Genomic DNA, 24,165 nt, shown 5'->3' with positions numbered 1-24,165 from the left:
TGATATGAGTTCAAAACCCATCACCAAAGCAGTCTTTCCTGTTGCAGGATTGGGTACTCGCTTTTTACCAGCTACCAAGGCATCTCCTAAAGAAATGCTCAATGTGGTGGATAAACCATTGATTCAGTATGCAGTCGAGGAAGCCATTGCTGCTGGCATTACGGAAATGATTTTTGTGACCGGTCGCAGTAAGCGCGCGATTGAGGATCACTTTGATAAGGCGTATGAGCTTGAAGCGGAACTTGAAGCGAAAAATAAGCAAAGCCTTCTAGAGATCGTGCGCAATATCAAACCCAGCCATGTGGATTGCGTCTATGTACGCCAAGCAGAGCCATTGGGCCTCGGACATGCGGTTTTATGCGCTGAGAAATTAGTACGTGACGAACCGTTTGCCATTATCTTGGCTGACGATTTGTTGGATGGCAAAACTCCAGTCCTCAAACAAATGGTTGATCTGCATTCCAAACACAATGCTTCAGTCTTGGCTGTCGAGAAAATTCTGCCAGAGCAAACCAAATCGTATGGGGTCGTAGCAGCCAAAGCCCAAAGCGCTGGAATCCACTCCGTTACCGGCATTATTGAAAAGCCGACATCAAAGGATGCCCCATCCAATCTTGGGGTGGTGGGCCGTTATATCCTTTCGTCCTCGATCTTTGGTCACATTCGTAATCTCAAACCTGGTTCTGGCGGGGAATATCAACTCACCGATGCCATACAAACTCTCCTAAAGGATGAGCCGGTACTGGCTTATGAGTACGAGGGTGTGCGCTATGACTGCGGCAGTAAGTTGGGCTACCTTAAGGCAACTATTGAGTTTGCACTCAAACATCCTGAACTCAAAGATGAGTTTGGGTCTTATCTTAAAAATCGCTCATAAAAATTAGGCGTACTGAATTTCTACCGGATTAGGGCTTGAGCCTGTTTTACTTCCCAAAATCTGATGCAAGTTGCGTAGGCAATTGTCATCCGGGTAAAGACGGACATCTTCTGGAAACTGGACTAAACAAGCTCCGCCTTTAGCCATTACAGCGGCAGTCAATGGCAGTCCTTTCGGTGGATTTTGTAGGGCGCTCCCCATTGGGGCTTTGACTAAAAATGGATTGATCTGGGCTTTCAGAACCTTTAGATCAATGCCGGTATCTAAGTTGAGATGAACGTTTCTGGCAAAGCGTAGACGTGCGCCCACAATATCCATCACACTCTCAGCAACAATTCGCAAGCCTCCTGAGAATTTATCAGGACTGACATTCACCTTAGCAATTAATAACTCATCTTCTTTAAGCCAAGAGCGATTGGGTTCGTACACTTCGCTATAGAGCGTGAGCTCAACGGCTGCACCACCATCATCAATCGTGGCAATCATCATCCGTCCACGCTGCCCCATCAGCATCCGTGACGAGGTAATGATGCCGGCGACGAGTTGATCCTTACCCTCTGTGAGCTTGATGAGTGGTTGACGAATAAAGTGCGTTACTTCAGGCCGGTAGGCATCAAACAAATGTCCGGTTAAACACAGGCCCAATGCCGCTTTTTCATCTTGCAGACGCTTCTTCTCAGAAAAAGGAAGTTCCTTCACGTACTCGGGTGCATGCGCTTGCGCCACATCCTCTGCATCAAAGAGACTTACCTGATGCACTGAGGCTTCGGCCTGCTCGGCAGCCTCGATCGCACGGGAGAGTGAGGCTAGAAGTGTGGAGCGCGCATCATAGGTATTTGCGAAGCCTTTAGCAGCATCGGTCGCAATCGAATCAAATGCCCCCGCCCGAATCAAGGCTTCAATGGCACGGCGATTGACTTGGCGGCGATCGACCCGGGCGCAGAAGTCAAAGAGATCTTTAAATAGGCCAGCTTTGCGCGCTTCTACAATAATTTGGATTGCACCCTCACCGGTACCTCGCACCGCTCCTAAGCCATAACGAATCGTACGAATCCCTACGCTTTGTTCTTGATCATTGGAATCTGCAATCGGTGTGAACTCGTACATGCCGGTATTAATATCTGGCGGCAAAATCTTCAAACCATTGTGCAGACTATCGTCATACAAAATCTTCACCTTATCGGTGTCATCCATTGAGAGCGATAAGTTGGCCGCCATAAATTCAGCGGGGTAGTAGGCCTTAAGCCACGCGGTTTGATAAGCCAAGAGCGCATAGGCAGCCGCATGGGACTTATTAAACCCATATCCTGCAAAACGCTCCATGAGGTCATAGATCTCATCGGCCTTGTGCTCGGTGAGTCCATTTTTTTGCGCCCCCTCGCGAAAGATCTGGCGATGTTGAGCCATCTCCTCGGGCTTCTTTTTACCCATCGCGCGCCGCAATAGGTCAGCACCCCCTAAGGAGTAACCTCCAATCATCTGCGCCATTTGCATAACCTGCTCTTGGTAGACCATGATGCCGTAGGTCTCACGCAATACGGGCTCAATGCGAGGATCGGGATACTCCACTTTCTGTTGCCCGTGCTTGCGTTTAATGTAATCGGGGATAAGATCCATAGGACCTGGTCGGTATAACGCCACCAAGGCAATAATGTCTTCAAAGCGATCGGGTTTGGCATCGCGCAGCATCCCTTGCATACCCCGACTTTCCAGCTGAAACACGGCAACCGTATTACCGCGCTTTAAAAGCTCAAAAGCTTTGGGATCATCGAGAGGGATATCACTGATACTCCAATCCTTACGTTCCGCATGTAGTTTCTGAATCCAACGCTCGGCACCCGCCAAAATAGTCAGTGTGGTGAGTCCCAGGAAGTCAAACTTCACCAGACCAATCGATTCCACATCATCTTTATCGAATTGGCTAATCACCCCTGCATTGGCGTCGCCCCCATCTTGGGTATAGAGCGGGCAAAAATCGGTGAGTTTGCCAGGGGCAATTAACACCCCTCCGGCATGCATCCCCACATTGCGGGTCATACCCTCGAGCTGCTGTGCCAGCGCCAAGAGTTGGCGTACTTCCTCTTCATTTTTTTCCCGCTCGGCGAGTTGCTTTTCTTCTTTTTTGGCGGACTCAATCGTGACCACTTGCCCTGGCTTAAATGGGACGAGCTTGGCAATGCCATCCACAAAGCCATAGGGCTGCTCAAGTACTCGGCCCACATCCCGAATGGCCGCTTTGGCCGCCATGGTGCCAAAGGTGGCAATTTGACTCACCGCATCCTTGCCGTACTTCTCTTTCACATAGGCAATGACGCGATCACGCCCGTGCTGACAAAAGTCGATATCAAAGTCGGGCATCGAGACGCGCTCGGGATTTAAAAATCGTTCAAAGAGTAAGTTGTAGCGTAATGGATCGAGATCGGTAATCCCCAATGAGAACGCGACCAAGGATCCGGCGCCCGACCCACGACCCGGGCCCACCGGCACGCCATTATTCTTTGCCCAGTTAATGAAGTCCGCGACGATCAAGAAGTAGCCTGGGAAACCCATCTGCGCAATCGTATTGACCTCAAAGCGCAAGCGTTCGCGATAGCGGGGCTCAAGGGCCATACGCTCTTCTTCATTGGGATAGAGTTTGCGCAGATTTTTATCCAACCCGATCTCTGCCTGTTGCATGAGGTATTGATCGAGTGGCATGCCATCGGGTGTTGGGAATTCGGGTAAACGTGCCTGTCCTAAGGTCAGGCTGAGATTACACATCTTGGCAATTTCTACCGTATTGGCAAGCGCCGTCGGGAGATCCGCAAAGCGCTCCTGCATTTGCGCTTGCGTCAGAAAATATTGCTCTTCGGTAAAACGTTTGGGACGACGCGGATCACCCAATAACTCGCCTTCGGCAATACAGACGCGCGCTTCATGCGCCGTGTAATCCTCGGGCTTCATAAACTGAATTGGGTGTGTCGCCACGACCGGAATCTTCAAATCACTAGCGAGTTGGCATGCAAGCTGAATATGCGCCTCTTCTTGAGCATGACCAAAACGCTGAAGCTCCACAAAATAGCGGCCACCAAAGACCGTTTGCCAGTGCGTGGCCAACTCGCGCGCCTTAGCCTCATCCCCATTAAGGAGTGCAACTCCCACATCCCCCAGATGTCCACCCGAGAGCGCAATTAAGCCCTCGGCCAATGTTTTCTTCTTTGATCCTTTAGTACTTGCGGGCAGCGACTCACTCAACCATTCCGGTTGGATCTCCGCTCTTCCATGACGCTGATTATGAAGCGATGCTTTGCTTAGGAGCTCGCAAAGATTGAGGTAACCGGTGTGGTTTTGTACCAGGAGCAACATGCGATATGGTTGGTCGGGCTCCTGGGTGTTGGTCACCCACACATCGGCACCAGCAATCGGCTTCAGACCGGAGGAGCGGGCAGCCGAGTAAAACTTAATGAGACCGAACAAATTGCCCAAGTCGGTAATTGCGAGGGCGCCCATGCCATCCAAAGCAGCGGCCTGCACCGCGTCATCGATGCGCACTACCCCATCGGTAATCGAGTACTCCGAATGCAAGCGAAGGTGGATAAATTGGGGCGCTGCCATATGAGATGATTTTAGCTGTGCGCACTTCCAAATCATGAGACCGATGACCTCCTCTTCAAATCCTCAATTCAATCAAGGCACTAGGTCAGGAGGTGGTCACCAAAGTCCAAAACCCTACCGCGGCCGCTTTGCTCCATCGCCCACTGGACCCCTTCATCTGGGTTCGCTCACAACCGCTTTAGGAAGCTGGCTCGATGCCAGGGCGCATGGTGGAACATGGCTGGTTCGCATCGAAGATGTGGATACTCCCAGATCAGTACCTGGGGCCGATCGGTTGATCTTGGATCAACTGCAAGCATGTGGCTTGGAATGGGACGAAGCACCGGTCTGGCAATCGCAACGAACAACTCATTACCAAAACGCTCTGGAACAACTCAACACGATCGATCGCATCTATGGCTGTCAATGCTCCCGCAAGCAAATTGAAGAGGCTTTACAGAAAAAATGTGTTTTGATTAAACCTAATCAAGAATTGATTTACCCAGGGGTGTGTCGAGAACGAAAGGTATCGATTGAAAATCATGCCTTGCGCATTTGCTTGCCACACGAGTGCCAGATCAGCTTTACGGATCGAGATTTAGGTAAGCAAATCCAAGACCTCAATACACAAGTGGGGGATTTTGTTCTGCGCCGAGCTGACGGACTCTTCACCTATCAGTTAGCGGTGGTGGTCGATGATCATTTACAAGCGATCACGCATATCGTTCGGGGCGAAGATTTACTGAGCAACACCGCACGCCAAATCCATTTACAACAATGCTTGGGTTATCAAACCCCGAGTTATTTGCATTTACCACTCGTGACCAATGACGCTGGCGAGAAACTCAGCAAACAAACGAAAGCAACTGCGGTTGATATCACTCACCCGGAGTCGATTCGAGAAAGCCTCTGCCGTGCGGCAAATCACTTGGGATTACAAAACGATCCAATTAGTGGAAGTATCACGCAGTGGTTAAACCGTAAGGTGCAGGAGTGGCAAGAACGCCACTTCATGTAGTTACTTTTTAGTGCCGCCCAAAAGTGCCCCAAGCACTGGCTTTTTTTGATTGGCACTTGGCTTGATCGATGGACTGGTTGATTCTTGCTTTGGTACTGCCGCGGTTTGCCCAGGCTCATAAGGCATGTAGAAAAATGGGTCGGCTGCAATCGCTTTAGAACCACCGCTTTTACTCTCTCGCTCACTCGTGGGTAAGCGCGCAATCGTGAGTTTGCGCTTCATAAGCTTCTCAATATCCTCGAGTAAGCGCTTTTCACTGTCATCGACTAAGGCAATTGCATCACCTTTGCTACCGGCGCGCCCAGTGCGACCAATTCGATGAATGAAGTCTTCCGCATTAAAGGGTAGCTCATGATTAATCACGCACGGCATATCAGCAATATCTAAGCCACGTGCTGCAACGTCGGTAGCAACTAAGGCATCAATCGCGCCGGTCTTAAAGGCTTCCAAAGTTGCCATCCGTTCGGTTTGACTCTTGTCCCCATGAATCGCAGCCGCTTTAATGCCATCGCGCTCCAAGGCACTCGCTAGGCGCGCACATCCCATGCGGCTATTGGTAAAGATGATGCACTGGCGGCTTAAGCCGGCCTTCACCCGGTTTTGCAAAATTGCCACAATGGCTGCGCGCTTATGTTCGGAGGGTACCAAGTGCACCACTTGATTGACCGTATCGGCTGCGGCATTTTGCCGAGCCACTTCAATGGTCACGGGATTGCGCAAGTAGGTTTGTGCGAGCTTCTTAATCTCTGGAGAAAAGGTGGCAGAGAACAATAGGGTCTGGCGCTGTGCGGGGATTAAATTGATGATGCGTTGCAGGTCGGGCAAAAAGCCCATATCGAGCATGCGATCAGCCTCATCCAATACCAAAAGTTGCACTTGTGACAAATCGGCCGTTTTACTGGTGATGTGATCGAGTAAACGCCCAGGGGTTGCAATCAAAATCTCTACCCCCGATCGCAGCAAGGCTGTTTGAGGTTTGATGTCAACACCACCAAATACAACGGCCGTGCGTAGATCCGTAAATTTGGCATAGAGGCTCGCGTTATCAGCCACCTGATCGCTTAACTCTCGGGTCGGGGTCAAAATTAAGGCCCGAATCGGGTGGCGCGCAGGCGAAGTACTCGTATTCGCCTGAGGCAAGAGCTTCTGAATAATCGGCAAGGTAAAGGCGGCGGTTTTACCAGTTCCAGTTTGGGCTGCGCCCATCACATCCCGACCTTCTAGGACGACTGGAATCGCCTTGGCCTGAATTGGGGTTGCTTGGGTATAGCCCTGCTCCTCAACCGCTTTGAGGATCTTGGGATCTAATTGGAAATCAGCAAAATTAGCGCTGGGCGCATTACCCGAATCGGGTAGGTTTGGATCAGTTTTTGTAGACACCCCTTGATTTTACAGGCTTTAGAGACCCATTTAGGATTTTGGTCAAATATTGCCAACTAAAGCATGGATCAAAAACCACCAACCAAGTTCCGACTTTCTCAATAGAACTGTTAAAAAAGTCAGGTAAACGGCCAATTTATACGAATCGGCTCACATTTTGAGCCGTATTTTTAAAAATACGGCTCATGTTTTTCTACAAACTGGCTTTTTGGATCAGGGCAAAATCGAGGCAATACCGGCACGGGCAATGCCCGCATCATCGGCTGACTTCACGCCAGAAACTCCTACCGCACCGATGGTGTGCCCATCCACATCAATATTGACCCCGCCTTCGAGCATGCCCTTAATGTGAGGAACGGTCGCAAAGGCAGTTCGGCCATTATTAATGATGTCCTCATACACCTTACTCTCGCGCTTACCCATCGCTGCAGAGCGCGCCTTGTCTTGAGCAATATAGGACGACACCGGGGCGCAACCGTCACGACGAATCAGTCCCAACAAATGCCCGCCGTCATCGCACACGGCAATCGTGACCGCCCAGTTGTGTTTCTCGGCATGGGCATTGGCGGCATCTAAAATTTTTTGCACATCGACTTGGCGCAAATAGGGTTTATTGGCTAGCATCGCGGTCTCCTTGGTATTTTGATTCTTTCTTTAGGGTCATTCTGCCATGGATTAGGACCCTCCCCCAATTTAACCCCAAATCAATACAATCAATTGTTTGTTGATTTAAATTCGTTTGATTCATGACCAAAATTGCACCCGATCCTAGCTTTACTGTAAGCAGCCTGCCGCCTGAGATTTCCACCAAACTCCAACAGCACGTTAAGGGTGAGGTATTAGTTGATGGCGCAAGTCGTGGGCGCTACGCCACCGATGCATCGATCTACCAACAGTTTCCGGTAGCAGTCCTCGTTCCTAAATCGGCGCAGGACATTGAAGCGGCTCTTGAGGTTGCCAATGAGTCAGGTATTCCCGTTTTACCCAGAGGCGGCGGCACCAGTCAATGCGGCCAGACCACGGGTGCTGCACTCGTGATTGATAACAGCAAACACTTTCGTAAGATCCTCTCTTCTGATCTCAGTGATCCGGATCACGCTACGGTAGAGGTGGAACCAGGTATGGTGCTGGATCATCTCAATGCCCACCTTAAACCCCATGGACTTTGGTATCCGGTTGATGTCTCCACAGCAGCCCAAGCGACCATCGGCGGTATGGCTGGTAATAACTCGTGTGGCAGCCGCTCCATTGCCTACGGCAATATGGTACACAACGTTTTAGGGATTAATGCCTGGCTTGCCGATGGTGAGCTTGCCAACTTTGGTCCTTATTCAGAGAGCACGGGTCGTGCCAAAGAGCTAGGCGATTATGTGAAGCACTTGGTAGACGATCTCAAGCCCGAGATTGACGCGCATTGGCCTAAAGTGATGCGCCGAGTCGCGGGTTATAACTTAGATGTCTTTCATCCCCAAAGTGAGTTGCCCTACACCTTAGATAACAGTGTCAATCTTGCTCATTTACTCGTAGGTAGTGAAGGTACTCTCGCCTATTTCAAATCCTTAACACTCAAACTTGCGCGCTTGCCCAAACACAAGGTCTTAGGGGTCGTAAACTTTGCGAGTTTTTATCAAGCGATGGATAGCGCCCAGCACATCGTGAAGTTGGGACCCACCGCCGTGGAGCTGGTTGATCGCACCATGATCGACCTCTCGCGCAATAACCCCGCATTTCGTAAAACCATTGAGACCGCGCTCGTGGATGCCCAGGCTAAAACAGTCGATGCCATTTTGCTCGTGGAGTTTAGTGGCGATGAGCATGCACCCCTCTTACAAAAACTTCAAGATCTCAACACCCTCATGAGTGATCTGGGTTTACCTGGGTCGGTCGTGATGATGCCCGACGCGGCGATGCAAAAGAACTTATGGGAAGTGCGTAAAGCAGGGCTCAATATCATGATGAGCCTTAAGGGTGATGGTAAGCCGGTGAGCTTCATTGAGGATTGTGCTGTGCCCCTAGAGTACTTAGCTGACTACACCCAAGCCTTGACCGAGGTCTTCAGTAAATATGGCTCACGCGGTACCTGGTATGCCCACGCATCAGTAGGCACCCTGCATGTGCGCCCAATACTGGATATGCGCCGCGATGGGGCTCTCAAGATGCGCGCGATTGCAGAGGAAGCGGCGGAGCTCGTGCGCAAATACAAAGGTGCCTTTAGTGGCGAGCATGGCGATGGTCTGTGCCGAGGGGAGTGGATTAGCTGGCAATTTGGTCCCAAGATTACCGAGGCGCTTGCCAAGATCAAAACACAATTTGATCCCAAAGGGCTTCTTAATCCCGGCAAGATCGTCAATCCCCCCAAGATGGATGACAGCACCTACTTTCGCTATCCACCTTCCTATCAGGTCATTACTGTTCAACCGAAGCTCGATTGGTCCGCCTGGAATGTGCAAAACAATCCCGTGACCGAAGCCGTCACCGCGGTAGGTACCGGTGGCGATCCTGCACAGGGTCTCGCCAAAGCGATTGAGATGTGCAATAACAACGGGCATTGCCGTAAGTTTGATGCCGATGTGATGTGCCCGAGTTATCGCATCACCCGCAATGAAAAAGATCTCACCCGCGGTCGTGCCAACACCTTGCGTCTAGCGATCTCAGGGCAAATTACGAGTACGAGTGATACTCCTCCTGCCCATTTGCCACTCGCCACCCAAGCAGTGAAAGAGGTGATGGATTTGTGCGTGAGCTGCAAAGGCTGCAAACGTGAGTGCCCCACGGGCGTGGACATGGCCAAAATGAAGATTGAGTATTTGTCGCAATACAAAGAGCGCTTTGGCCATACCCTACGTGATCGCTTAGTGGCCCATTTGCCGAACTATGCCCCCATCATTGCACGCATTCCTGGTTTGCCCGCGCTCATGAATCTGCGCAATCACATCCCACTCTTAGCCAAGCTCCAAGAGTGGCTTACCGGAATTAGCGCCCAGCGCTCCTTGCCGGTGTGGAAGAGCAAGCATTTTTGGAATCAAGCGCCCCTGCCATTTGCAACCCCTGAGGCACTAGCCAAAAGTGACAAACGCGTCGTGCTATTTGCCGATACCTTTAACGCCTATTTTGAGAATGAGAACTTGCAAGCGGCACTTGCCCTCTTACAAAGGTCGGGCTACGCGGTTCATGTGGCGCAACCTGCAAAAGATCAAGATGAACAACAACCATTTTGCTGTGGTCGCACCTACTTAGCCTCTGGCATGGTAAGCGAAGCAAAGGCACGACTCTCAGCACTCATTCATCACATAGCACCCTATGCAAAAGAAGGGATAGCGATTGTGGGTCTAGAGCCCTCTTGCCTATTTACGCTACGCGATGAAGCACTCACCATGGGCCTGGGTGAAGCTGCGCAAGTCGCGAGTAAGCACGCCCAACTCCTTGAAGAGTTTTTAGCCAGCGAACACAAAGCCAATCGGTTTGTGCCCAACTTCAAGGAGTCCGCTCAGTCTATATTGGTACACGGCCATTGCCATCAAAAAGCCTTTGCGGCCGTGAGCCCCGCCCTTGAATTACTGAAACTCATTCCGAATGCCAACCCCCAGCTGATTGAATCCTCGTGCTGTGGCATGGCGGGTAGCTTCGGGTATGAGGTGGAGCATATCGAGGCTTCCAAACAAATGGCAGAACTTAGTTTATTGCCACGTATTCGCAAGGAGCCCAATTCAATCGTGGTTGCTGATGGCACCAGCTGTCGTCACCAAATCGCCGATGGGGCAAGTCGCGAGGCAGTGCATATTGCGAAGGTTCTAGAACAGCATTTGAATTAGGTCGACCGACTTAGAAATTGGGGTCACGAGTTACCGCATCACACCAATCGTGACCATCAATAAAGTACCGGTGAGCAATGCCGGCACCAAACGCCGATTGGGATTGGAGAGCATTACCCCCAAAGCCAAGATGCACACCAGAATACGCAGATAGAGCGGCACCGTAGCTAAGAGCCCAATCGGTAAAAAAATCAAGCGAATCGTGAGTGCTGCCACCATCGCATAGGTCACTGCCGAGAGCCAGCGAAAGAATTCGCTATCTTGACTGACTTGCCCCGAGAGCATCACTCCTACCGCGCGGCACACATAAGTTCCAAGAGACGCTGCCAAAAGCGCAAGCCATGCGCCCCACCCTTGCTGAATCGCAAAGGCGGTATCGAGGTTTTGGGCTAGAGATGCTGTCACACTCATTAAGACACCTTTCGGTCATAGCGCCTGATCCAACGCCGATCGATCCAGTAGGCTAAAGTGCCGCCAATCAGTCCGGCGGTTAACAGGCTCGTATCGCGATCGAGCAAATAACAGATGGGGCCGGCAATGCTGCCTAGAAGAATGGCTAGGCGATAGCCACTTACCTTAATCTCGGTAAAAGTGAGCAAGAAAAAGAGGGGATTAATAAAGATGAGTCCCAAAGTAATGGGCATAGGGACCGAGCCCGCAATTAAAAATCCCACAATCGTTCCGGGTACTGAAATTAACCAGCACAAGATCCCAAGCCCCACAAAGTAACTTAGGCGATGTTTAGGTTCAATCGTTTGGAATTCTTTCAACGAAACTGCCCAGGCAGTCATTGCTAGAAGGTGCACTTTGGCATAGAGCGCCTTATTGCGATCGCGCTGATGGAGCATCGGAAACAACGTGGCGGTCATGGTTACAAAGCGGGTTGCGGTGAGCGTGGTCGCAAGCACAATGGTAAGTGATGAGGCGCCCACTAAAATCATCTCGAGCATCACGATCTGACCGGGAAGTGCAAACATTAAAAAGCTCGTTGCGGTGGTAAACCACAGATCAAAGCCATTGGTGCGTCCCATCGCCCCAAAGCCCACCATGCCAGCAAAGAGCACCATGGCAGGGGCACCTCGCGCATCGCGCACCCCACTCCAAAAGGCATCGTGCGCGCTAGTAAAGCGCGGAGTGATAGGTGAATTAGATGGCGATTGAAGCGCCTTCTCATGAGACTCGAGCGCATCGATTTCGCTCACCACCCGATCAGCCGGACGCTCAGCGCCCGTTTCAGATACATCGTTCGAATGGGTGGGCGGTGTACTCATAGTGGATCTACCCTATTTTAGCGGCTTGACCCTTGGGGATCTTGTGAGCTATCTCGACTGAGCGCCCATGAGATATGCTCGGCGACCAATGGGCTGGCGCTCGGTAAGGCCTCTTGTAAGTGCCAAACAATCTCCCTCTTTACTTCATCATCAAGATTCGATGCCAAAGCATTTCCCAGAGCAACGGCTAGATTGCGTCGCCAGCGCTCATAGCCAATGCGCAAAATGGCGCTACCTGCATGGCGCTCGATAAACTGTGCTTCGCTCCAGCTCCAGAGTTCCAGTAGTGATGCACTTCCCAATCCATTTCGCTCCCCAAAATCCGCTACGGTCGAGAGCTGGGCGTATTTATTCCAGGGGCATACGAGTTGGCAATCATCGCAGCCATAGATGCGATTACCCATGGCGCTTCGAAACTCCACTGGAATTGCGTCGTGATGCTCAATTGTTAAATAGGAAATGCAACGCCTGGCATCCATTTGATAAGGAGCAACAATTGCATTTGTGGGGCAAATATCCATGCACGCCTGGCAAGATCCGCAATGCGCCTCCACAGGCGCATCGATTGGTAATGGGACGTTAATGAGGATTTCGCCTAAGAAGAAAAACGACCCGGAGTCGCGATTAAGCAGCAAGGTGTGCTTACCCCGCCAGCCCAAACCGGCTTTGCGCGCCAACTCCACCTCCATGAGCGGCGCAGAGTCGGTAAAGACGCGGTATTGTAAGGAATGATTTAGTTCACTGAACGCCGCTTGTAGTTTTTCTTCTAGCTCCATCGCTAAGATTTGTAAGCGCGAGCGAATCACCTTGTGATAATCCCGCCCTCTGGCATAGAGTGAAACCACCGCTTGATCGCTCTCCAAGAGACGCTTCTCTTCACGCTGAACGATTTGCTCGACTGAAGACGCATCTATCTCATGCGGCTCAGGCTGCCCATGCTGCTCATGAAACTTACTTCGCTTACTCAAATACGGCATGGTGAGGCAAATGCTACGAATCGCGCCTGCTTGTAAACGGCTCGGGTCGGAACGCAGATCCTTGTGATGCTCCATATAGGCCATCTGGCCATGACGACCCTCCTCTAACCACTCTACTAAATGAGGGTGAGCATGACTGACATCGGTATCGGTAATGCGTACTTCCCCAAAACCCAACTCCTTGGCACGGGTATTTAGCCAAGTACGCAACGCTCCCCACTGGGTGTGCAATTCTTGCGAAAATGCGTGAGAATGCATGGGCAATTTAGAATCCATCCCTAAATGAGTGTGAACGCACGAGGTCATGACGCGCTTGGCAATCAACCATACGATCCATTGTAAAGATGAGAAGGCCACCGCAGAGGCGGTGCAACTGCTCGCCAATGCAATTCTTGCGTTTTATGCCTCTACCCCCGAAAAACCTCAATCACTCTTTATGAATCTGAATGGGGATCTAGGAGCAGGCAAAACCACCGCCACCCGTTACCTGCTCCAAGCAATGGGCTATCAGGGCAATGTCAAAAGTCCGACCTATAGCCTGTGTGAAGAGCACATTTTGGATTTACCCAATCAAGCACTCCACGTCTTTCACTTTGATCTCTACCGCATGCAAAGCCCAGCCGAATGGGGCGATGCTGGTCTCTTAGAGCACTTCACGCATTCCGAATACCCGACGCTGTGCATCATTGAGTGGCCAGAGAAAGCCGAGCACACGCTTCCCACGATGGATCTTGCGATCACCCTCATTCATCCCCAAGACCATGAATCCGAGCTTGCGAGAACGGTTGAAATTGCCGCACAGACCCCTAAGGGTGAAGCCGTCCTTCAATCCCTCATCACCCAATCATCAATCAATCCATGAACCCCAAACGTCGCCAGATGATTTCGCAAGGGCTGCAGTCGATGGGGTCACTGGGTGTGCTTTATCTCTTGCTAACTGAAAGTGAACTGGTGCAAGCCAATAGCGGTGCCAAACTCTTAGGGGTGCGCATTTGGCCCTCGGAGGATTACACGCGCATCACCCTAGAATCGGATAAGGCATTGCCGATTTCTCATCAACTACTCACAGGTCCTGATCGATTGGTGGTCGATATTGATGGCTTGGAACTCAACCCCACCTTGAAAGATTTGGTCGCGAAGGTCAAACCCAATGATCCCTATGTGGCGCAAATTCGGGTGGGGCAATTCCAACCGACCGTGGTACGTCTCGTATTTGATCTCAAAGAAGCGGTCAAACCCCAACTCTTCACCCTTGAGCCGATTGCCGAGTATCAATACCGCTTGATCTTTGATCTCTATCCCACTAATCCTCCCGATCCACTCATGCAACTGGTGAAAGAGTCCGCCAGAAAAGAGAAGTTATTGGCAGAAGAACAGGCGAAAAATCCAAAAGGGAGTGCAGCTGAGGATGACCCGATTGCTGCCTTTGCCAAAAAAGATACCGCTCCCAGTAAAAAGGGTGGTTCCAGTACCACTCAACAAAGCCCACTGAGTCCACCAAGCGCCACCACTGCTAACACCCAACGCATTCCCTTTAAGCGCTTAATTACGGTAGCACTTGACCCCGGTCACGGGGGCGAGGATCCAGGCGCGATTGGCGCACGAGGCTCGCACGAGAAAAACATTGTGCTCTCGATTGCCAAGCGCTTAAAGAGTAAGATCGATCAAGAAGACTCGATGCGGCCCTTTTTAACCCGCGATGGCGATTACTTTGTGCCCCTGCATCGCCGCGTCTTTAAAGCACGGCAAGTGGAAGCCGACCTTTTTATCTCGATTCATGCAGACGCGTTTATTCAGCCGCATGCGAAAGGAGCATCGGTCTTTGCACTTTCTCAACAAGGAGCGACGAGTTCTGCCGCGCGCTGGATGGCCAATAAAGAAAATGCCTCGGATCTCATTGGTGGGATCAACATCAAAACCAAGGATAAGCAAGTCGCGCATTTACTTCTTGATATGTCGACCACGGCGCAGATCAACGATTCTTTACGGGTGGGTAACTCGGTCTTACGCAACATTGGTAACTTTGCGCCACTACACAAGAACCGCGTCGAGCAAGCCGGCTTTGCGGTCTTAAAAGCTCCTGATATTCCCTCGATCCTGATTGAGACCGCGTTTATTAGTAACCCCCAAGAGGAAAAAAGGCTCAATGATGAGACCTACCAAGAGCGGATAGCAGATGCGATTTTGGCGGGCATTAAGGATTACTTTGCCAAAAACCCACCCATGGCACGGCGCAGCTAGGAGCAATTCATCGTCAGGTGAAGATAAGCCAGAAGTCAAAACGGGGGACCCAGTAAGCTCCCAACATCTTGCTATAATCTTGGTTTTGCTAAATTAATGAATTAAAGCGGTTTTCATGCAGCATTCTCATTTGGCAAATTTCTTGCTCGTTCAGTTTTGAATCTAGCAACACCACACTGGGTCGGTAGCTCAGTCGGTAGAGCAGCGGACTTTTAATCCGTTGGTCGCGAGTTCGAGTCTCGCCCGACCCACCATTACAAAGCGGGTGTAAACCGGTCGCATGGTTTACACACCGCTATAAACTATATTGATTTATCAAACGCGATCATTTTTACGATGATCGTTTGCGGGTTCTGAAAATAAGATAAGAAGCCTAGATGAGTTTAAACATTTATTAGCGTTTAAATTTACATCAACAAATTTTCAAGCCGCCATTGCGGCAAATATTTACCCTTAATATTTATCCACAGCTAAGTTAACCAATTACATGGGCCTAAAAACCAATCGTGTAGGTCGCCAGCACTGTAGTTGTAGATACGGCCTGATAGGCTTCTTGTCGATAGATACCAGTGATGCCAATGCGTTGGTTCTTGAGGATATCGTAATAGCCACCGAGCGTTGCAGTGGATCTGGTTTTGACAGGATTGGCATTAAAGTTCACCGGCGTAAGCGCACCAATCGACGCATTGCTGGCGGTATAGGTGCCATTAGCAGTATTAGTATCAGTTTCAACACCAGCACTTGCAAAGGTCGTTAAGCTTGGGGTTACTCGATAGCTAGCACCAATTCCAGCCAATGCAGTCGTGGCATTGGTATTTAAGGCGGAATACGTAAGCGGTGCGGTCACTGAGCTTGATGTTGCTTCGGTATAGCCACCCATGTTATTTTGGGTATAGCGCACACCAAAATACGGGGAGACAATCAGGTCTTGAGTAATTCCAAAGCCATATTTAGCCGTTGCTTGCACACCTAAGCTATTGAGCTGGGATGAGCCAGATCCCGCTTCTGAGGCGCCATCTCCAGAACCGACTGCTGAGCGAGTGATGGTCGCATTCTTTTGACCATATGCGGCCGCTACTTTGACTTCAGCACCAGTACCGTTTAGACGTTGATTCCAAGCGCCGAAAAGGCCAACAAGCGGTGTGCTGTTACCCAAGTTCACAGTACCGCCCGGATTGGTCACTGATAAATTTTGGTCAGCATAAGCGCCAATACGGAAATTTTTAGTGAGGCGATAAGCAGCAATGAGGAGTGCGCTTGTATTATTCAGACCATTTGCGGCTTGAACAGCAGTATTACGACCGCCTGCAGACACGCAGACATTATTGGCACCAAAGACATTACAGTCATAAGTAAAGCTATTAGCAAGTATTGAGTTTTGTAATGCATAGGTGCCTTGCAATACAGAAGCGGTGTTAACTAAAGATTGATTGGTATTGGCGATCGAAGGCCCGGCGTAGTAGGTTGGAAATAATAATTCCCAAACATCAACGCTACCCGACTCTAAAGCGAGGGTATAAGCATAGGTCTTGCCGCCACTGGTATACGTTCCAGTCAATGATGATGAAGTAAGTAGGCTGGCAGTCACACCAGAAATAACTCCAGCATAGCGAGTAGACTTTACTGAGCCACCATAAATACCGAAGTTAGTAGTGCCACTTGCACCATCCCAGCTGGTTGCAGAGGTTACTGTCAACTTACCATAAGCGGATGCAGTAGAGCCGAGAATGATTCCGTAATTTTGAGGAAGACGCCCAGTGAAGGTCAAACTATCCTGAGCGTTATTCAGTGTATTGATTGTTCCAAGGTTATTAATACTGGCGAGGGCACCACTGATTGCTCCCCCAATATCGTTGGTTATTGTGGTTATGGTTCCAGTCGCAGTATTGTCGATACCATACCCTGCTCCAGTAATAAGTCCAGTATTACTTATCGCGGCGATCGTACCTTCATTTTGAATACCATATGCAGTTATAGAGCCATAAGCTGAAATAGTTCCTGCATTTGTAATTGTTCCAGATATCAGGGTTCCATTGTAAATACCCCAGGCACCACCGCCAAGACCGGAATACGGAGATGTTGCAGTAATTTGGCCGCCAGAGAGATTGGTGATATTTGTAACTGAGCCATAGTTTCCAATAGCTTGCGCATAACCTGCAGTAGCATCTCCCGTTGCTGAGATTACTCCTGAATTTGTAACAGTAGTTATAGAATTTACAGCGCTGTTCAGGATACCAAAAGTGTTATTTCCAGATCCACCTGAATCACCCGCAATAGTCCCCGTATTTTGTATGCTACCGATTGTGGAAAAACTAGTATTTTCGATACCGATATTTGGTTGAAGTCCAGTAATTCCAGTGGCTAAAATGTTTCCACCGTTAACAATACTGTTAATCGTTGCACCATTAGTATTTTTGATAGTACTTTCATCATATACGGAGATGGTGCCCGTGTTAGTAATCTGATTAATAGTACCAGTGTTGTAAATACCAGTATAGGTATTGGTGAGCGAGCCTAGATTTTCAATCAGTCCTATAGTGCCGTTATTGCTAATTAAAGGGACTGTCGTATTCAATAGTAATGAAGGATATGAAAATACCACATCTCTTGCTACCACTACATTATCAATGTTATAACCCGCGGAAAGCAGATTGCCATTTTGGATGGGCATAAAACCTGAAATAGCATTGATGTTGATGCTATCGCTATCAATAATTAAATATTCAATATTAGACGATGGGTATGTATTGGATGGAGAAGTATTGCCAACATCAATGTTGACCGTGACAGGAGCGGTTGGAATGGTTGCGTTAATAAATCCTAAGGGGAATGAAGCAGGAAACGTGCCATTGCTATCGGTCACGTAATAAGTACTGGTATTTGCGTCATAACTTAAGGTTGCGTCTTCTTGTATTAGAAATGTTGATTGGGCATAACTTGCCGAACCCCAAAAAACACCAAGGAATATGCAAAGCGCAATATGGGATACGGAGTTTTTTAATCTAAACACTTAATTAACCTCAAATTATTGACCCCCACCCAGGAAAGGGAGTTTACGAAGGAAAGGTGATTCTAATATCAATAATACTACTTTAGGTATTTTTACTTTAATTTTTTGATGTAGTTGATCCAGCACCTTCATCTTTGAATATGTTTCAAAACTATAAGTTGCAGCCTTGGTTTAGATCCTAAATTTTTGGAATGAATTCGTTTTAAGATTTATAATGAAGTGATGTGGTTATTAATCCTCTCTTTTGCGACGAGCGTTATCCTCACCGGCTTTGTAATTCGCTATCAGCATTTGCATAATCATGTCAGTGGCGATCATGATTTTGATGGTCCCCAAAAGTTTCATACAGCCATCACCCCTCGTATCGGTGGCGTGGCCATATTAATGGGAATTGCGATTGCAACGCTCTACCAATGGATCGTCAACCCAACGCTTGGCATGCTCCTCGTGCTGGTATTGGTTGCCAGCCTTCCCGTCTTTATCGCCGGCATTGCGGAAGATCTCACCAAACGCGTGGGTGTGAAAATGCGACTCCTTGCCGGCTTTATCGCGGGTCTTCTATTTTTATGGTTTTTTGATATCACCACCATGCGCTTTGGTTTTGGCGCACTTGACGTTTGGCTGAATCACCCCTGGTTTGTAATCCTTTTTTTAGCCTTTGGGGTTACGGGGCTCTCGAACGCCTATAACATTATTGATGGCTTTAATGGACTTGCCAGCATGGTCGCCATTATTACTTGCCTTGCGATTGCCTATGTAGCCTTTAAGGTGAGTGATCCCTTGGTACTGCATCTTGCATTCATTCTAATCGGTGCAATTGCAGGGTTTTTTCTTTGGAACTATCCAAGGGGTCTCATTTTTTTAGGCGACGGTGGAGCCTATCTGATTGGCTTTGTCATTGCTGTGCTATCGATTGCGTTAGTCGCGCGCAATTCCAGCGTCTCGCCCTGGTTTGCCATCATGGTCAATGCCTATCCGATTTTTGAAACGCTCTTTACGATTTGGCGACGTAGTGTCCATCAAGGCAAGAACCCGGGTCTGCCCGATGGTGCGCATTTTCATAGTCTCATTTACCGACGCATTATGCGCTGGGCGCACCCAGGTGATCAGTCCTATTGGGCCAATGCCAAAACCTCCCCCTACCTTTGGGTGCTCTCAAGCGTAGGTGTCATTCCAGCGCTTTTATGGTGGAACTCCACCCCAGCGCTCATGGCAAGTGCCGTGGTTTTTGTAATTCTCTATAACCTCACCTATCGACAAATCGTCACCTTTCGCACTCCCAATTGGTTAGGCAGCCCCCCAAAAAAAAGTAAATCAATCAGTAAATCAATCGACTGATAGATCCAAATAATCCTTTTGCCCAATTGATCGATCCGCTAAATGCTAACCCCCTGATTTCGCTGATGAATTCAGGGGTTCGTTTTTTAAAACACTCACTCCGATAAGCGCTTAGCGGCCGATGCCTGGACTTCTTGCTGATTCATGGCGGCCAATCCAGCAAGTGATTTGAGGACACGATTTTGAATCGCGGCGGCGCGCGCATAACTCTTATCAACGTCCACTAACTTCTCAGTCACGTCCGAACGTAAACCATTGATGAGCAATTGATACCGCTCGGGGGCCTGTGCCCAGGTCAAATGGTGTGGGTAGCGCTCGTACAATTCATTAATCAGAGCCGCGAGATTCAAAATAGGCGTCTGTTGTTTATAGACCTGCCCCAGGGCAATCAAAAACGAGGGGCTCGTTTTGTGTTGATCCATGACATACCTGTATAAATGCGGATAGTCTTTTGGAATCTGCCCAACTAAGCGATCGTGGTACTGCTCTTTTAAATGAAGCGCCTCCAAACAAATATTCCCAACAGTGATTGCCCACTCTTTTTCACCCTCATCGTCGATGGTGAAAAACCAGGTGGGCAGGTTCATGTAGGTAATCGTCGATAAACCAGCGCGCTTACAAAATTCCAAGGCCACATCAACCGATTGCATCGCTCCCAAAATCTTATCGCGCTCGATCACCATGAGGCGCTCTTGCTGCAAGAGAGCAAACTCCAAACCGCGAAGTAAGCCCACCCGGGCGGGATCATGCGCACCCCAATAGTCCACTAATGCTTGCCACTGCGCTTCTTGACGCTTAGCATCTTCCCAAGGCAAAAGGCCTTTACTAAAAAAGCCGCTTTTAAAGGCATTGCGCGCAGATTTTTGTTTGCCCGCCTGAGATTTAGGTCCTGACTTATTCGCTGGCTTACGATCGATCTTGGTTTTTGGCATCTCAGTGACCGCCAGCTCTTGATTCGAGGTTACATAATCATCACCAGTGATCTCGGTGATGGCTTGAATGGCAATTACATTTGCTTGTGTCATGCTTGCTCCTTAATAAGGGTTATCGGAGCATCAAATATAGAAAGAAAAACAAGAGTTGGTAAGGCCCAAAAGGGCAAAACTACCCCCCGTTTAATCGCGAGATTTTGCTCTCGCCATTAAGCTGCGGTGACTGACACGCCTTGCAATGCTCTTTTGCGATAGGATTGATAGCCTTCTAAGTGCATCTCTAGCTTCCCAATGCCCTCATGGCGCAAAATCAGATGGGCAAATTGCACAAACGGGGTGCGGGCAAAGCCCCTATTGTTAATTTTGGGCTCCTCGCCAAAACCAATCACCCACACCCGAAATAAAGTCGACATCAGGTGGGCGCGCTTGAGATCCTCATTTTTACGACCCCGACCTTTGGGCCACACAAAGCGCTCCGCATCAAAACGGTCGAGCACATCCTGGGTATTTTTAAAGCGCGTGGCTGGAACATGGCGATTTATTAGCCGTGAGATGCGAATCTGCCGCACCAGAATATCTTCGACCTGTTTAAAAACCTCGCTTGGGAATTGGTAGCGCGTGAGTGCTTCGCGTACTTCACGCCGAATAGAGCGCTTGCGATACATCAGCGCTGGATGCAATGGAAATGTGATGGATGTCATATCAAACGTTTTGATAGAGTCATCAAAGTCCAAGTGATTAGTATGGCCAGTAAATTATCATGAAATACCAAAACTCACAGCGGATGCTATTTGGCGACAGTCCCCGCACGGATGATCAACTTGCATGAGAGGTCGCCGCCGATATTTGCGGTGGGGAATATTAAATAATTAGAAATCCAGAATTTTTAATATTCTGCGGTTCGCATGGCCCGAATAGCGGATTTGAAGCAATTTAAAATTACTTATTGGATTTTCCACCGCACCCCTGCTCCAGATTCAGGGGTACCAATGAATTCAACTCCAGCCTCTTCAAAAGTCTTTTGAATGATCTCTAGTGTTTTTGCCTGAGCACTAGGTACTCCCTCAAGTACCTCTAAACGCATCAAAGTAGAAAAACCTAGACCTGTTTTATCAGCCAAGTCCTTCCCGCTCCATCGCAACAAGGCTCGAGCAGCACGAATTTGATCGCTTGTAATCAAGTTATTTTTAATATATTATTAGTAATAATTACTAAGTATCTATTAATTATTAATATGAAAGGATTAAAAAATGCTTAATAATCAAGATTTTACACACAATCGGGCTTCTTTCCTAGGTGGCAGTGATATTGGAGCGATTCTCGGGGTCTCCAAGTACTGCTCGGCCATGGATGTGTGGTTGGAGAAAACAGGGAAGCGCGTAGATCACAAAGATAGTTTTGCCCTGCGCTTTGGTTCGTTTGCGGAGTCCTTTATTGCCGATGAATACGCTCTGCTCACCGGAGAGCATCTGATTGAACATTCAGAGGGTCTGGCTCATCCTCAGTATTCCTTTTGCGTGGGGCACATTGATCGCTTTGTGTTGGAGAAGAAAGAATTACCTCTCTTTCATTCTGACGGAGGTCTTAATGCCAAGAAGCTTTTGGAATGCAAAACCGCTAATCATTACAGTCAAAGTGATTGGGGTGAACCGGGAACCGATGCCATTCCCCTACCCTATCTCTGTCAGTGCTTGTGGTACTTAGGCATTACCAATCTATCAGAGATTGATGTTGCCGTGCTCTTGGGAGGGTCAGATCTTAGGGTCTATACGGTTACCCGAGATGTTGAGCTTGAGTCCTTAATGTTCGAGAAAGCCGCCTTCTTTTGGACCGAGCATGTTCAGAAAGACATGCCGCCCAAGCCTCAATCCATTGATGATTGCCAAGCACTCTTTCAGCGAGCGAGTATTGGTAAAACGCTAGAAGCTTCCTCGGAAGCATTAGAACTCATCCGAAAGCTCAAAGCCTTGGAGTCTCAGACTCAGGTTGAAGAGGTGCAAATTGATGGGATTAAGCAAGCCCTCATGGAAACCATGGCGGATGCTGAAGTGCTGACTTACCTTGGCAAACCTGTAATTACCTGGAAGGCTCCGAAAGCTTCCTATCGGATTGATACCAAACGCTTGGGTCTAGAGCATCCCGAGCTAGTAAAGGCTTACCAAAGTCCAGTTCAGAGCAGTCGGCGGTTTGTAGTGAAGGATTTACCAGAGGAACTGATGCCATATGAACTAATCCTTGAGGAAAAAGCAATGGAAGGGGTGGCTTTATGAAGAGAGCATCCATTCAAGATTTACCCGAGGATCTTTTGGAAGAGGATCCACCCAATCCACCCAGCGATCCCAAACTGGATACATTGGTGACGGAGGTGGCCAATACCTTTGGGATAATCACTCAAGAACTCAGTGATTGGACTAAAGAAGCGGTAGTTCCCAAAGAGGTCTTGAAATTGATCCTAAGGGTTGCTAAACGCTATCAGCTCAATCCCATATTGGGTCAGATTGACTGGGAACTCAATCTAGATGGAAGCTATGAAGTATATATACCGATTGATGGCTGGATTGCCATGGTCCACCGGGAACCCAGTTTTAAGGGGCTCACCTTTAGTCAAGCCACTGAAATCGAGGAGGGCATTCCGATTTGGATGGAGTGCTCTATCTATCGCGCAGATCTCATCCAACCGATGACTGTGCGGGAATACTACGCAGAACTCAAAACCGATCATCCCATCTGGAATCAAATGCCGAGGCGGATGTTGCGACATAAAACCCTACAACAGTGCGCACGACTGGCATTTGGGATTAGTGTGCCGGAATTGAAAATACCGATAACACCACCAATGCTGGAAAAGCCAGCGATGGTGTACGCAAGTCAGAGCGCACCGGATCGTAAGGCGATACTGAGACAAAAGTTGATATAAATAATTCATAAGCTTAATACATGCGCCACCAAAATTCATTACAACATCAACTATCCAAAGTGATTGATAATTATTAGGGCCAACAAGATCAATGACCACCGCCCTTAACAATGACCAATATGCCCTTCCAAATAATCCAAAGATCAAGACACAACAAACTGAATGATGAGCGCTTTAGATACTGATCAACATATTCATATTCGTAAACTGGATTTCCCATCTCAGTGGTACCCTTATTAATATGACCTAGTCCCAAAAGACCGCCACGCAATAAAAATCGAGTGACATTGCCCTGGGCACGATCTCTCTCATAATGCAATACTGATAATGGACGTGGACCAACAATACTCATATCACCTTTAAGGACACTCCAAAACTGAGGCAATTCATCAAGATAGAATTTCTTAACAAATTGACCAATATAAGTGCGACTATTTGGAGTCCACTCTGCGGAATAAGCAATCCAATCGTGCCGTTTTGCACCCTCAGGATCGATATATTTTGTCTTTATTAGACGAATCTTATATTTAGGAATCACCTTTCCTGCACTTATACCATTGTAATAAAAGAACATGGGGCCAGAATTTTCCGGAATAAGCCAACCCTCAATAACAAAAGCTAGTTTAAGTAGTATTAGTATTGGCACTGAAATTACTAAAAATATTAGTGCAGTTATTTTGTCAAAAAGAACTTTAAAAAAGCGGGGGGGGAGCGTTTGTTTTATTTCAAAAATATGAGGATACTTTTTAACTATTTCTGCTGTCGGAGGTTTATAAGGAAAAGCCTCTGTTGGCTCATTAATGTTTAACATCATATTAA

At 48.6% G+C, this 24,165-nt stretch carries 19 protein-coding genes and 1 tRNA gene; 9 read left to right on the top strand and 11 right to left on the bottom strand.

Annotated features, from left to right (window positions below; all coding sequences use genetic code 11):
- Positions 1-4 precede the first annotated feature (4 nt).
- Positions 5-877 (top strand): UTP--glucose-1-phosphate uridylyltransferase GalU, encoded by an 873-nt coding sequence (gene galU, locus QUE61_RS01815; protein WP_286226995.1) that lies wholly within the window; start codon positions 5-7, stop codon positions 875-877.
- A gap of 3 nt (positions 878-880) precedes the next feature.
- Here the strand turns inward: galU and dnaE are convergent, their stop codons facing one another.
- Positions 881-4,471: a DNA polymerase III subunit alpha gene (gene dnaE, locus QUE61_RS01810; protein WP_286307256.1), complete on the bottom strand. Its 3,591-nt coding sequence runs from the start codon at positions 4,469-4,471 to the stop codon at positions 881-883.
- Positions 4,472-4,514: 43 nt separating this feature from the next.
- Between dnaE and gluQRS the strand changes: the two genes are divergently transcribed.
- Positions 4,515-5,468, top strand: a complete 954-nt coding sequence (gluQRS, locus tag QUE61_RS01805) for a tRNA glutamyl-Q(34) synthetase GluQRS (protein ID WP_286307255.1) — start codon at positions 4,515-4,517, stop codon at positions 5,466-5,468.
- Here gluQRS and QUE61_RS01800 read toward each other — a convergent pair whose 3' ends face one another.
- Positions 5,469-6,764 (bottom strand): DEAD/DEAH box helicase, encoded by a 1,296-nt coding sequence (locus tag QUE61_RS01800; RefSeq protein ID WP_286308236.1) that lies wholly within the window; start codon positions 6,762-6,764, stop codon positions 5,469-5,471.
- Between the two features lie 297 nt (positions 6,765-7,061).
- Positions 7,062-7,472, bottom strand: a complete 411-nt coding sequence (locus QUE61_RS01795; RefSeq protein ID WP_286307254.1) for a GlcG/HbpS family heme-binding protein — start codon at positions 7,470-7,472, stop codon at positions 7,062-7,064.
- 122 nt (positions 7,473-7,594) lie between these two features.
- On the opposite strand from QUE61_RS01795, the gene QUE61_RS01790 reads away from it, so the two are divergent.
- A complete protein-coding gene (locus tag QUE61_RS01790) occupies positions 7,595-10,660 on the top strand; it encodes an FAD-binding and (Fe-S)-binding domain-containing protein (RefSeq protein WP_286307253.1) in 3,066 nt (1,021 codons plus the stop codon).
- A gap of 30 nt (positions 10,661-10,690) precedes the next feature.
- On the opposite strand, the gene QUE61_RS01785 is transcribed toward QUE61_RS01790, so the two are convergent.
- Genes QUE61_RS01785 through queG form a run of 3 tightly spaced genes read right to left on the bottom strand, consistent with a single transcriptional unit; the run spans position 10,691 to position 13,166 of the window.
- Positions 10,691-11,071 (bottom strand): AzlD domain-containing protein, encoded by a 381-nt coding sequence (locus QUE61_RS01785; RefSeq protein WP_286224023.1) that lies wholly within the window; start codon positions 11,069-11,071, stop codon positions 10,691-10,693.
- Positions 11,071-11,931 (bottom strand): AzlC family ABC transporter permease, encoded by an 861-nt coding sequence (locus QUE61_RS01780; protein WP_286307252.1) that lies wholly within the window; start codon positions 11,929-11,931, stop codon positions 11,071-11,073. The genes QUE61_RS01785 and QUE61_RS01780 overlap by 1 nt, the downstream gene beginning before the upstream one ends.
- A gap of 17 nt (positions 11,932-11,948) precedes the next feature.
- Positions 11,949-13,166 carry a tRNA epoxyqueuosine(34) reductase QueG gene (gene queG, locus QUE61_RS01775; RefSeq protein ID WP_286307251.1) on the bottom strand — a complete coding sequence of 406 codons (1,218 nt, stop codon included), beginning with the start codon at positions 13,164-13,166 and terminating at the stop codon, positions 11,949-11,951.
- A 46-nt stretch (positions 13,167-13,212) separates the two neighbouring features.
- On the opposite strand from queG, the gene tsaE reads away from it, so the two are divergent.
- The 3 genes from tsaE (at position 13,213) to QUE61_RS01760 (ending at position 15,403) form a co-directional block, all read left to right on the top strand.
- Positions 13,213-13,770 (top strand): tRNA (adenosine(37)-N6)-threonylcarbamoyltransferase complex ATPase subunit type 1 TsaE, encoded by a 558-nt coding sequence (gene tsaE / locus QUE61_RS01770; RefSeq protein WP_286307250.1) that lies wholly within the window; start codon positions 13,213-13,215, stop codon positions 13,768-13,770.
- The gene (locus QUE61_RS01765) at positions 13,767-15,149 is read left to right on the top strand and encodes an N-acetylmuramoyl-L-alanine amidase (RefSeq protein WP_286307249.1); all 1,383 of its coding nucleotides are present in this window, start codon (positions 13,767-13,769) and stop codon (positions 15,147-15,149) included. Before tsaE ends, QUE61_RS01765 begins: the two co-directional genes overlap by 4 nt.
- Before the next feature lie 178 nt (positions 15,150-15,327).
- Positions 15,328-15,403 (top strand) — tRNA-Lys (locus QUE61_RS01760).
- Between the two features lie 239 nt (positions 15,404-15,642).
- Here the strand turns inward: QUE61_RS01760 and QUE61_RS01755 are convergent.
- The gene (locus tag QUE61_RS01755) at positions 15,643-18,159 is read right to left on the bottom strand and encodes a beta strand repeat-containing protein (protein ID WP_286307248.1); all 2,517 of its coding nucleotides are present in this window, start codon (positions 18,157-18,159) and stop codon (positions 15,643-15,645) included.
- 222 nt (positions 18,160-18,381) lie between these two features.
- Here QUE61_RS01755 and QUE61_RS01750 point away from each other — a divergent pair, with 222 nt between their 5' ends.
- Positions 18,382-19,497, top strand: coding sequence for an MraY family glycosyltransferase (locus QUE61_RS01750; protein ID WP_286307247.1), 1,116 nt, complete (start codon positions 18,382-18,384; stop codon positions 19,495-19,497).
- Positions 19,498-19,592: 95 nt separating this feature from the next.
- Here QUE61_RS01750 and QUE61_RS01745 read toward each other — a convergent pair whose 3' ends face one another.
- From QUE61_RS01745 to QUE61_RS01735, 3 genes are all read right to left on the bottom strand, one after another.
- A complete protein-coding gene (locus tag QUE61_RS01745) occupies positions 19,593-20,522 on the bottom strand; it encodes a hypothetical protein (protein WP_286307246.1) in 930 nt (309 codons plus the stop codon).
- 116 nt (positions 20,523-20,638) lie between these two features.
- Positions 20,639-21,130, bottom strand: a complete 492-nt coding sequence (locus tag QUE61_RS01740) for a hypothetical protein (protein ID WP_286307245.1) — start codon at positions 21,128-21,130, stop codon at positions 20,639-20,641.
- 242 nt (positions 21,131-21,372) lie between these two features.
- Positions 21,373-21,609, bottom strand: coding sequence for a helix-turn-helix domain-containing protein (locus tag QUE61_RS01735; RefSeq protein ID WP_286307244.1), 237 nt, complete (start codon positions 21,607-21,609; stop codon positions 21,373-21,375).
- A gap of 70 nt (positions 21,610-21,679) precedes the next feature.
- On the opposite strand from QUE61_RS01735, the gene QUE61_RS01730 reads away from it, so the two are divergent.
- A complete protein-coding gene (locus tag QUE61_RS01730; protein ID WP_286307243.1) occupies positions 21,680-22,699 on the top strand; it encodes a YqaJ viral recombinase family nuclease in 1,020 nt (339 codons plus the stop codon).
- Positions 22,696-23,346, top strand: a complete 651-nt coding sequence (locus QUE61_RS01725) for a recombinase RecT (RefSeq protein ID WP_286307242.1) — start codon at positions 22,696-22,698, stop codon at positions 23,344-23,346. The genes QUE61_RS01730 and QUE61_RS01725 overlap by 4 nt, the downstream gene beginning before the upstream one ends.
- A gap of 88 nt (positions 23,347-23,434) precedes the next feature.
- On the opposite strand, the gene QUE61_RS01720 is transcribed toward QUE61_RS01725, so the two are convergent.
- On the bottom strand, positions 23,435-24,160 hold the full coding sequence (locus QUE61_RS01720) for a sugar transferase (protein WP_286307241.1): 726 nt from the start codon (positions 24,158-24,160) through the stop codon (positions 23,435-23,437).
- Between the last annotated feature and the right edge of the window lie 5 nt (positions 24,161-24,165).

The organism is Polynucleobacter sp. HIN5 (genome assembly GCF_030297555.1).
Classification (GTDB): domain Bacteria; phylum Pseudomonadota; class Gammaproteobacteria; order Burkholderiales; family Burkholderiaceae; genus Polynucleobacter.
This window is presented reverse-complemented; position numbering and strand designations above follow the sequence as displayed.

What these genes read in the sequence shown, in the direction of transcription:
- QUE61_RS01725 (WP_286307242.1), top strand. Translation starts at nt 22,696, where the DNA reads ATGAAGAGAGCATCCATTCAAGATTTACCCGAGGATCTTTTGGAAGAG.
- galU (WP_286226995.1), top strand. Translation starts at nt 5, where the DNA reads ATGAGTTCAAAACCCATCACCAAAGCAGTCTTTCCTGTTGCAGGATTG.
- dnaE (WP_286307256.1), bottom strand. Translation starts at nt 4,471, where the DNA reads ATGGCAGCGCCCCAATTTATCCACCTTCGCTTGCATTCGGAGTACTCG.
- QUE61_RS01785 (WP_286224023.1), bottom strand. Translation starts at nt 11,071, where the DNA reads ATGAGTGTGACAGCATCTCTAGCCCAAAACCTCGATACCGCCTTTGCG.
- QUE61_RS01745 (WP_286307246.1), bottom strand. Translation starts at nt 20,522, where the DNA reads ATGACACAAGCAAATGTAATTGCCATTCAAGCCATCACCGAGATCACT.
- QUE61_RS01790 (WP_286307253.1), top strand. Translation starts at nt 7,595, where the DNA reads ATGACCAAAATTGCACCCGATCCTAGCTTTACTGTAAGCAGCCTGCCG.
- QUE61_RS01750 (WP_286307247.1), top strand. Translation starts at nt 18,382, where the DNA reads ATGTGGTTATTAATCCTCTCTTTTGCGACGAGCGTTATCCTCACCGGC.
- tsaE (WP_286307250.1), top strand. Translation starts at nt 13,213, where the DNA reads ATGACGCGCTTGGCAATCAACCATACGATCCATTGTAAAGATGAGAAG.
- QUE61_RS01740 (WP_286307245.1), bottom strand. Translation starts at nt 21,130, where the DNA reads ATGACATCCATCACATTTCCATTGCATCCAGCGCTGATGTATCGCAAG.
- queG (WP_286307251.1), bottom strand. Translation starts at nt 13,166, where the DNA reads ATGCATTCTCACGCATTTTCGCAAGAATTGCACACCCAGTGGGGAGCG.
- QUE61_RS01780 (WP_286307252.1), bottom strand. Translation starts at nt 11,931, where the DNA reads ATGAGTACACCGCCCACCCATTCGAACGATGTATCTGAAACGGGCGCT.
- QUE61_RS01795 (WP_286307254.1), bottom strand. Translation starts at nt 7,472, where the DNA reads ATGCTAGCCAATAAACCCTATTTGCGCCAAGTCGATGTGCAAAAAATT.
- QUE61_RS01765 (WP_286307249.1), top strand. Translation starts at nt 13,767, where the DNA reads ATGAACCCCAAACGTCGCCAGATGATTTCGCAAGGGCTGCAGTCGATG.
- QUE61_RS01730 (WP_286307243.1), top strand. Translation starts at nt 21,680, where the DNA reads ATGCTTAATAATCAAGATTTTACACACAATCGGGCTTCTTTCCTAGGT.
- gluQRS (WP_286307255.1), top strand. Translation starts at nt 4,515, where the DNA reads ATGACCTCCTCTTCAAATCCTCAATTCAATCAAGGCACTAGGTCAGGA.
- QUE61_RS01720 (WP_286307241.1), bottom strand. Translation starts at nt 24,160, where the DNA reads ATGATGTTAAACATTAATGAGCCAACAGAGGCTTTTCCTTATAAACCT.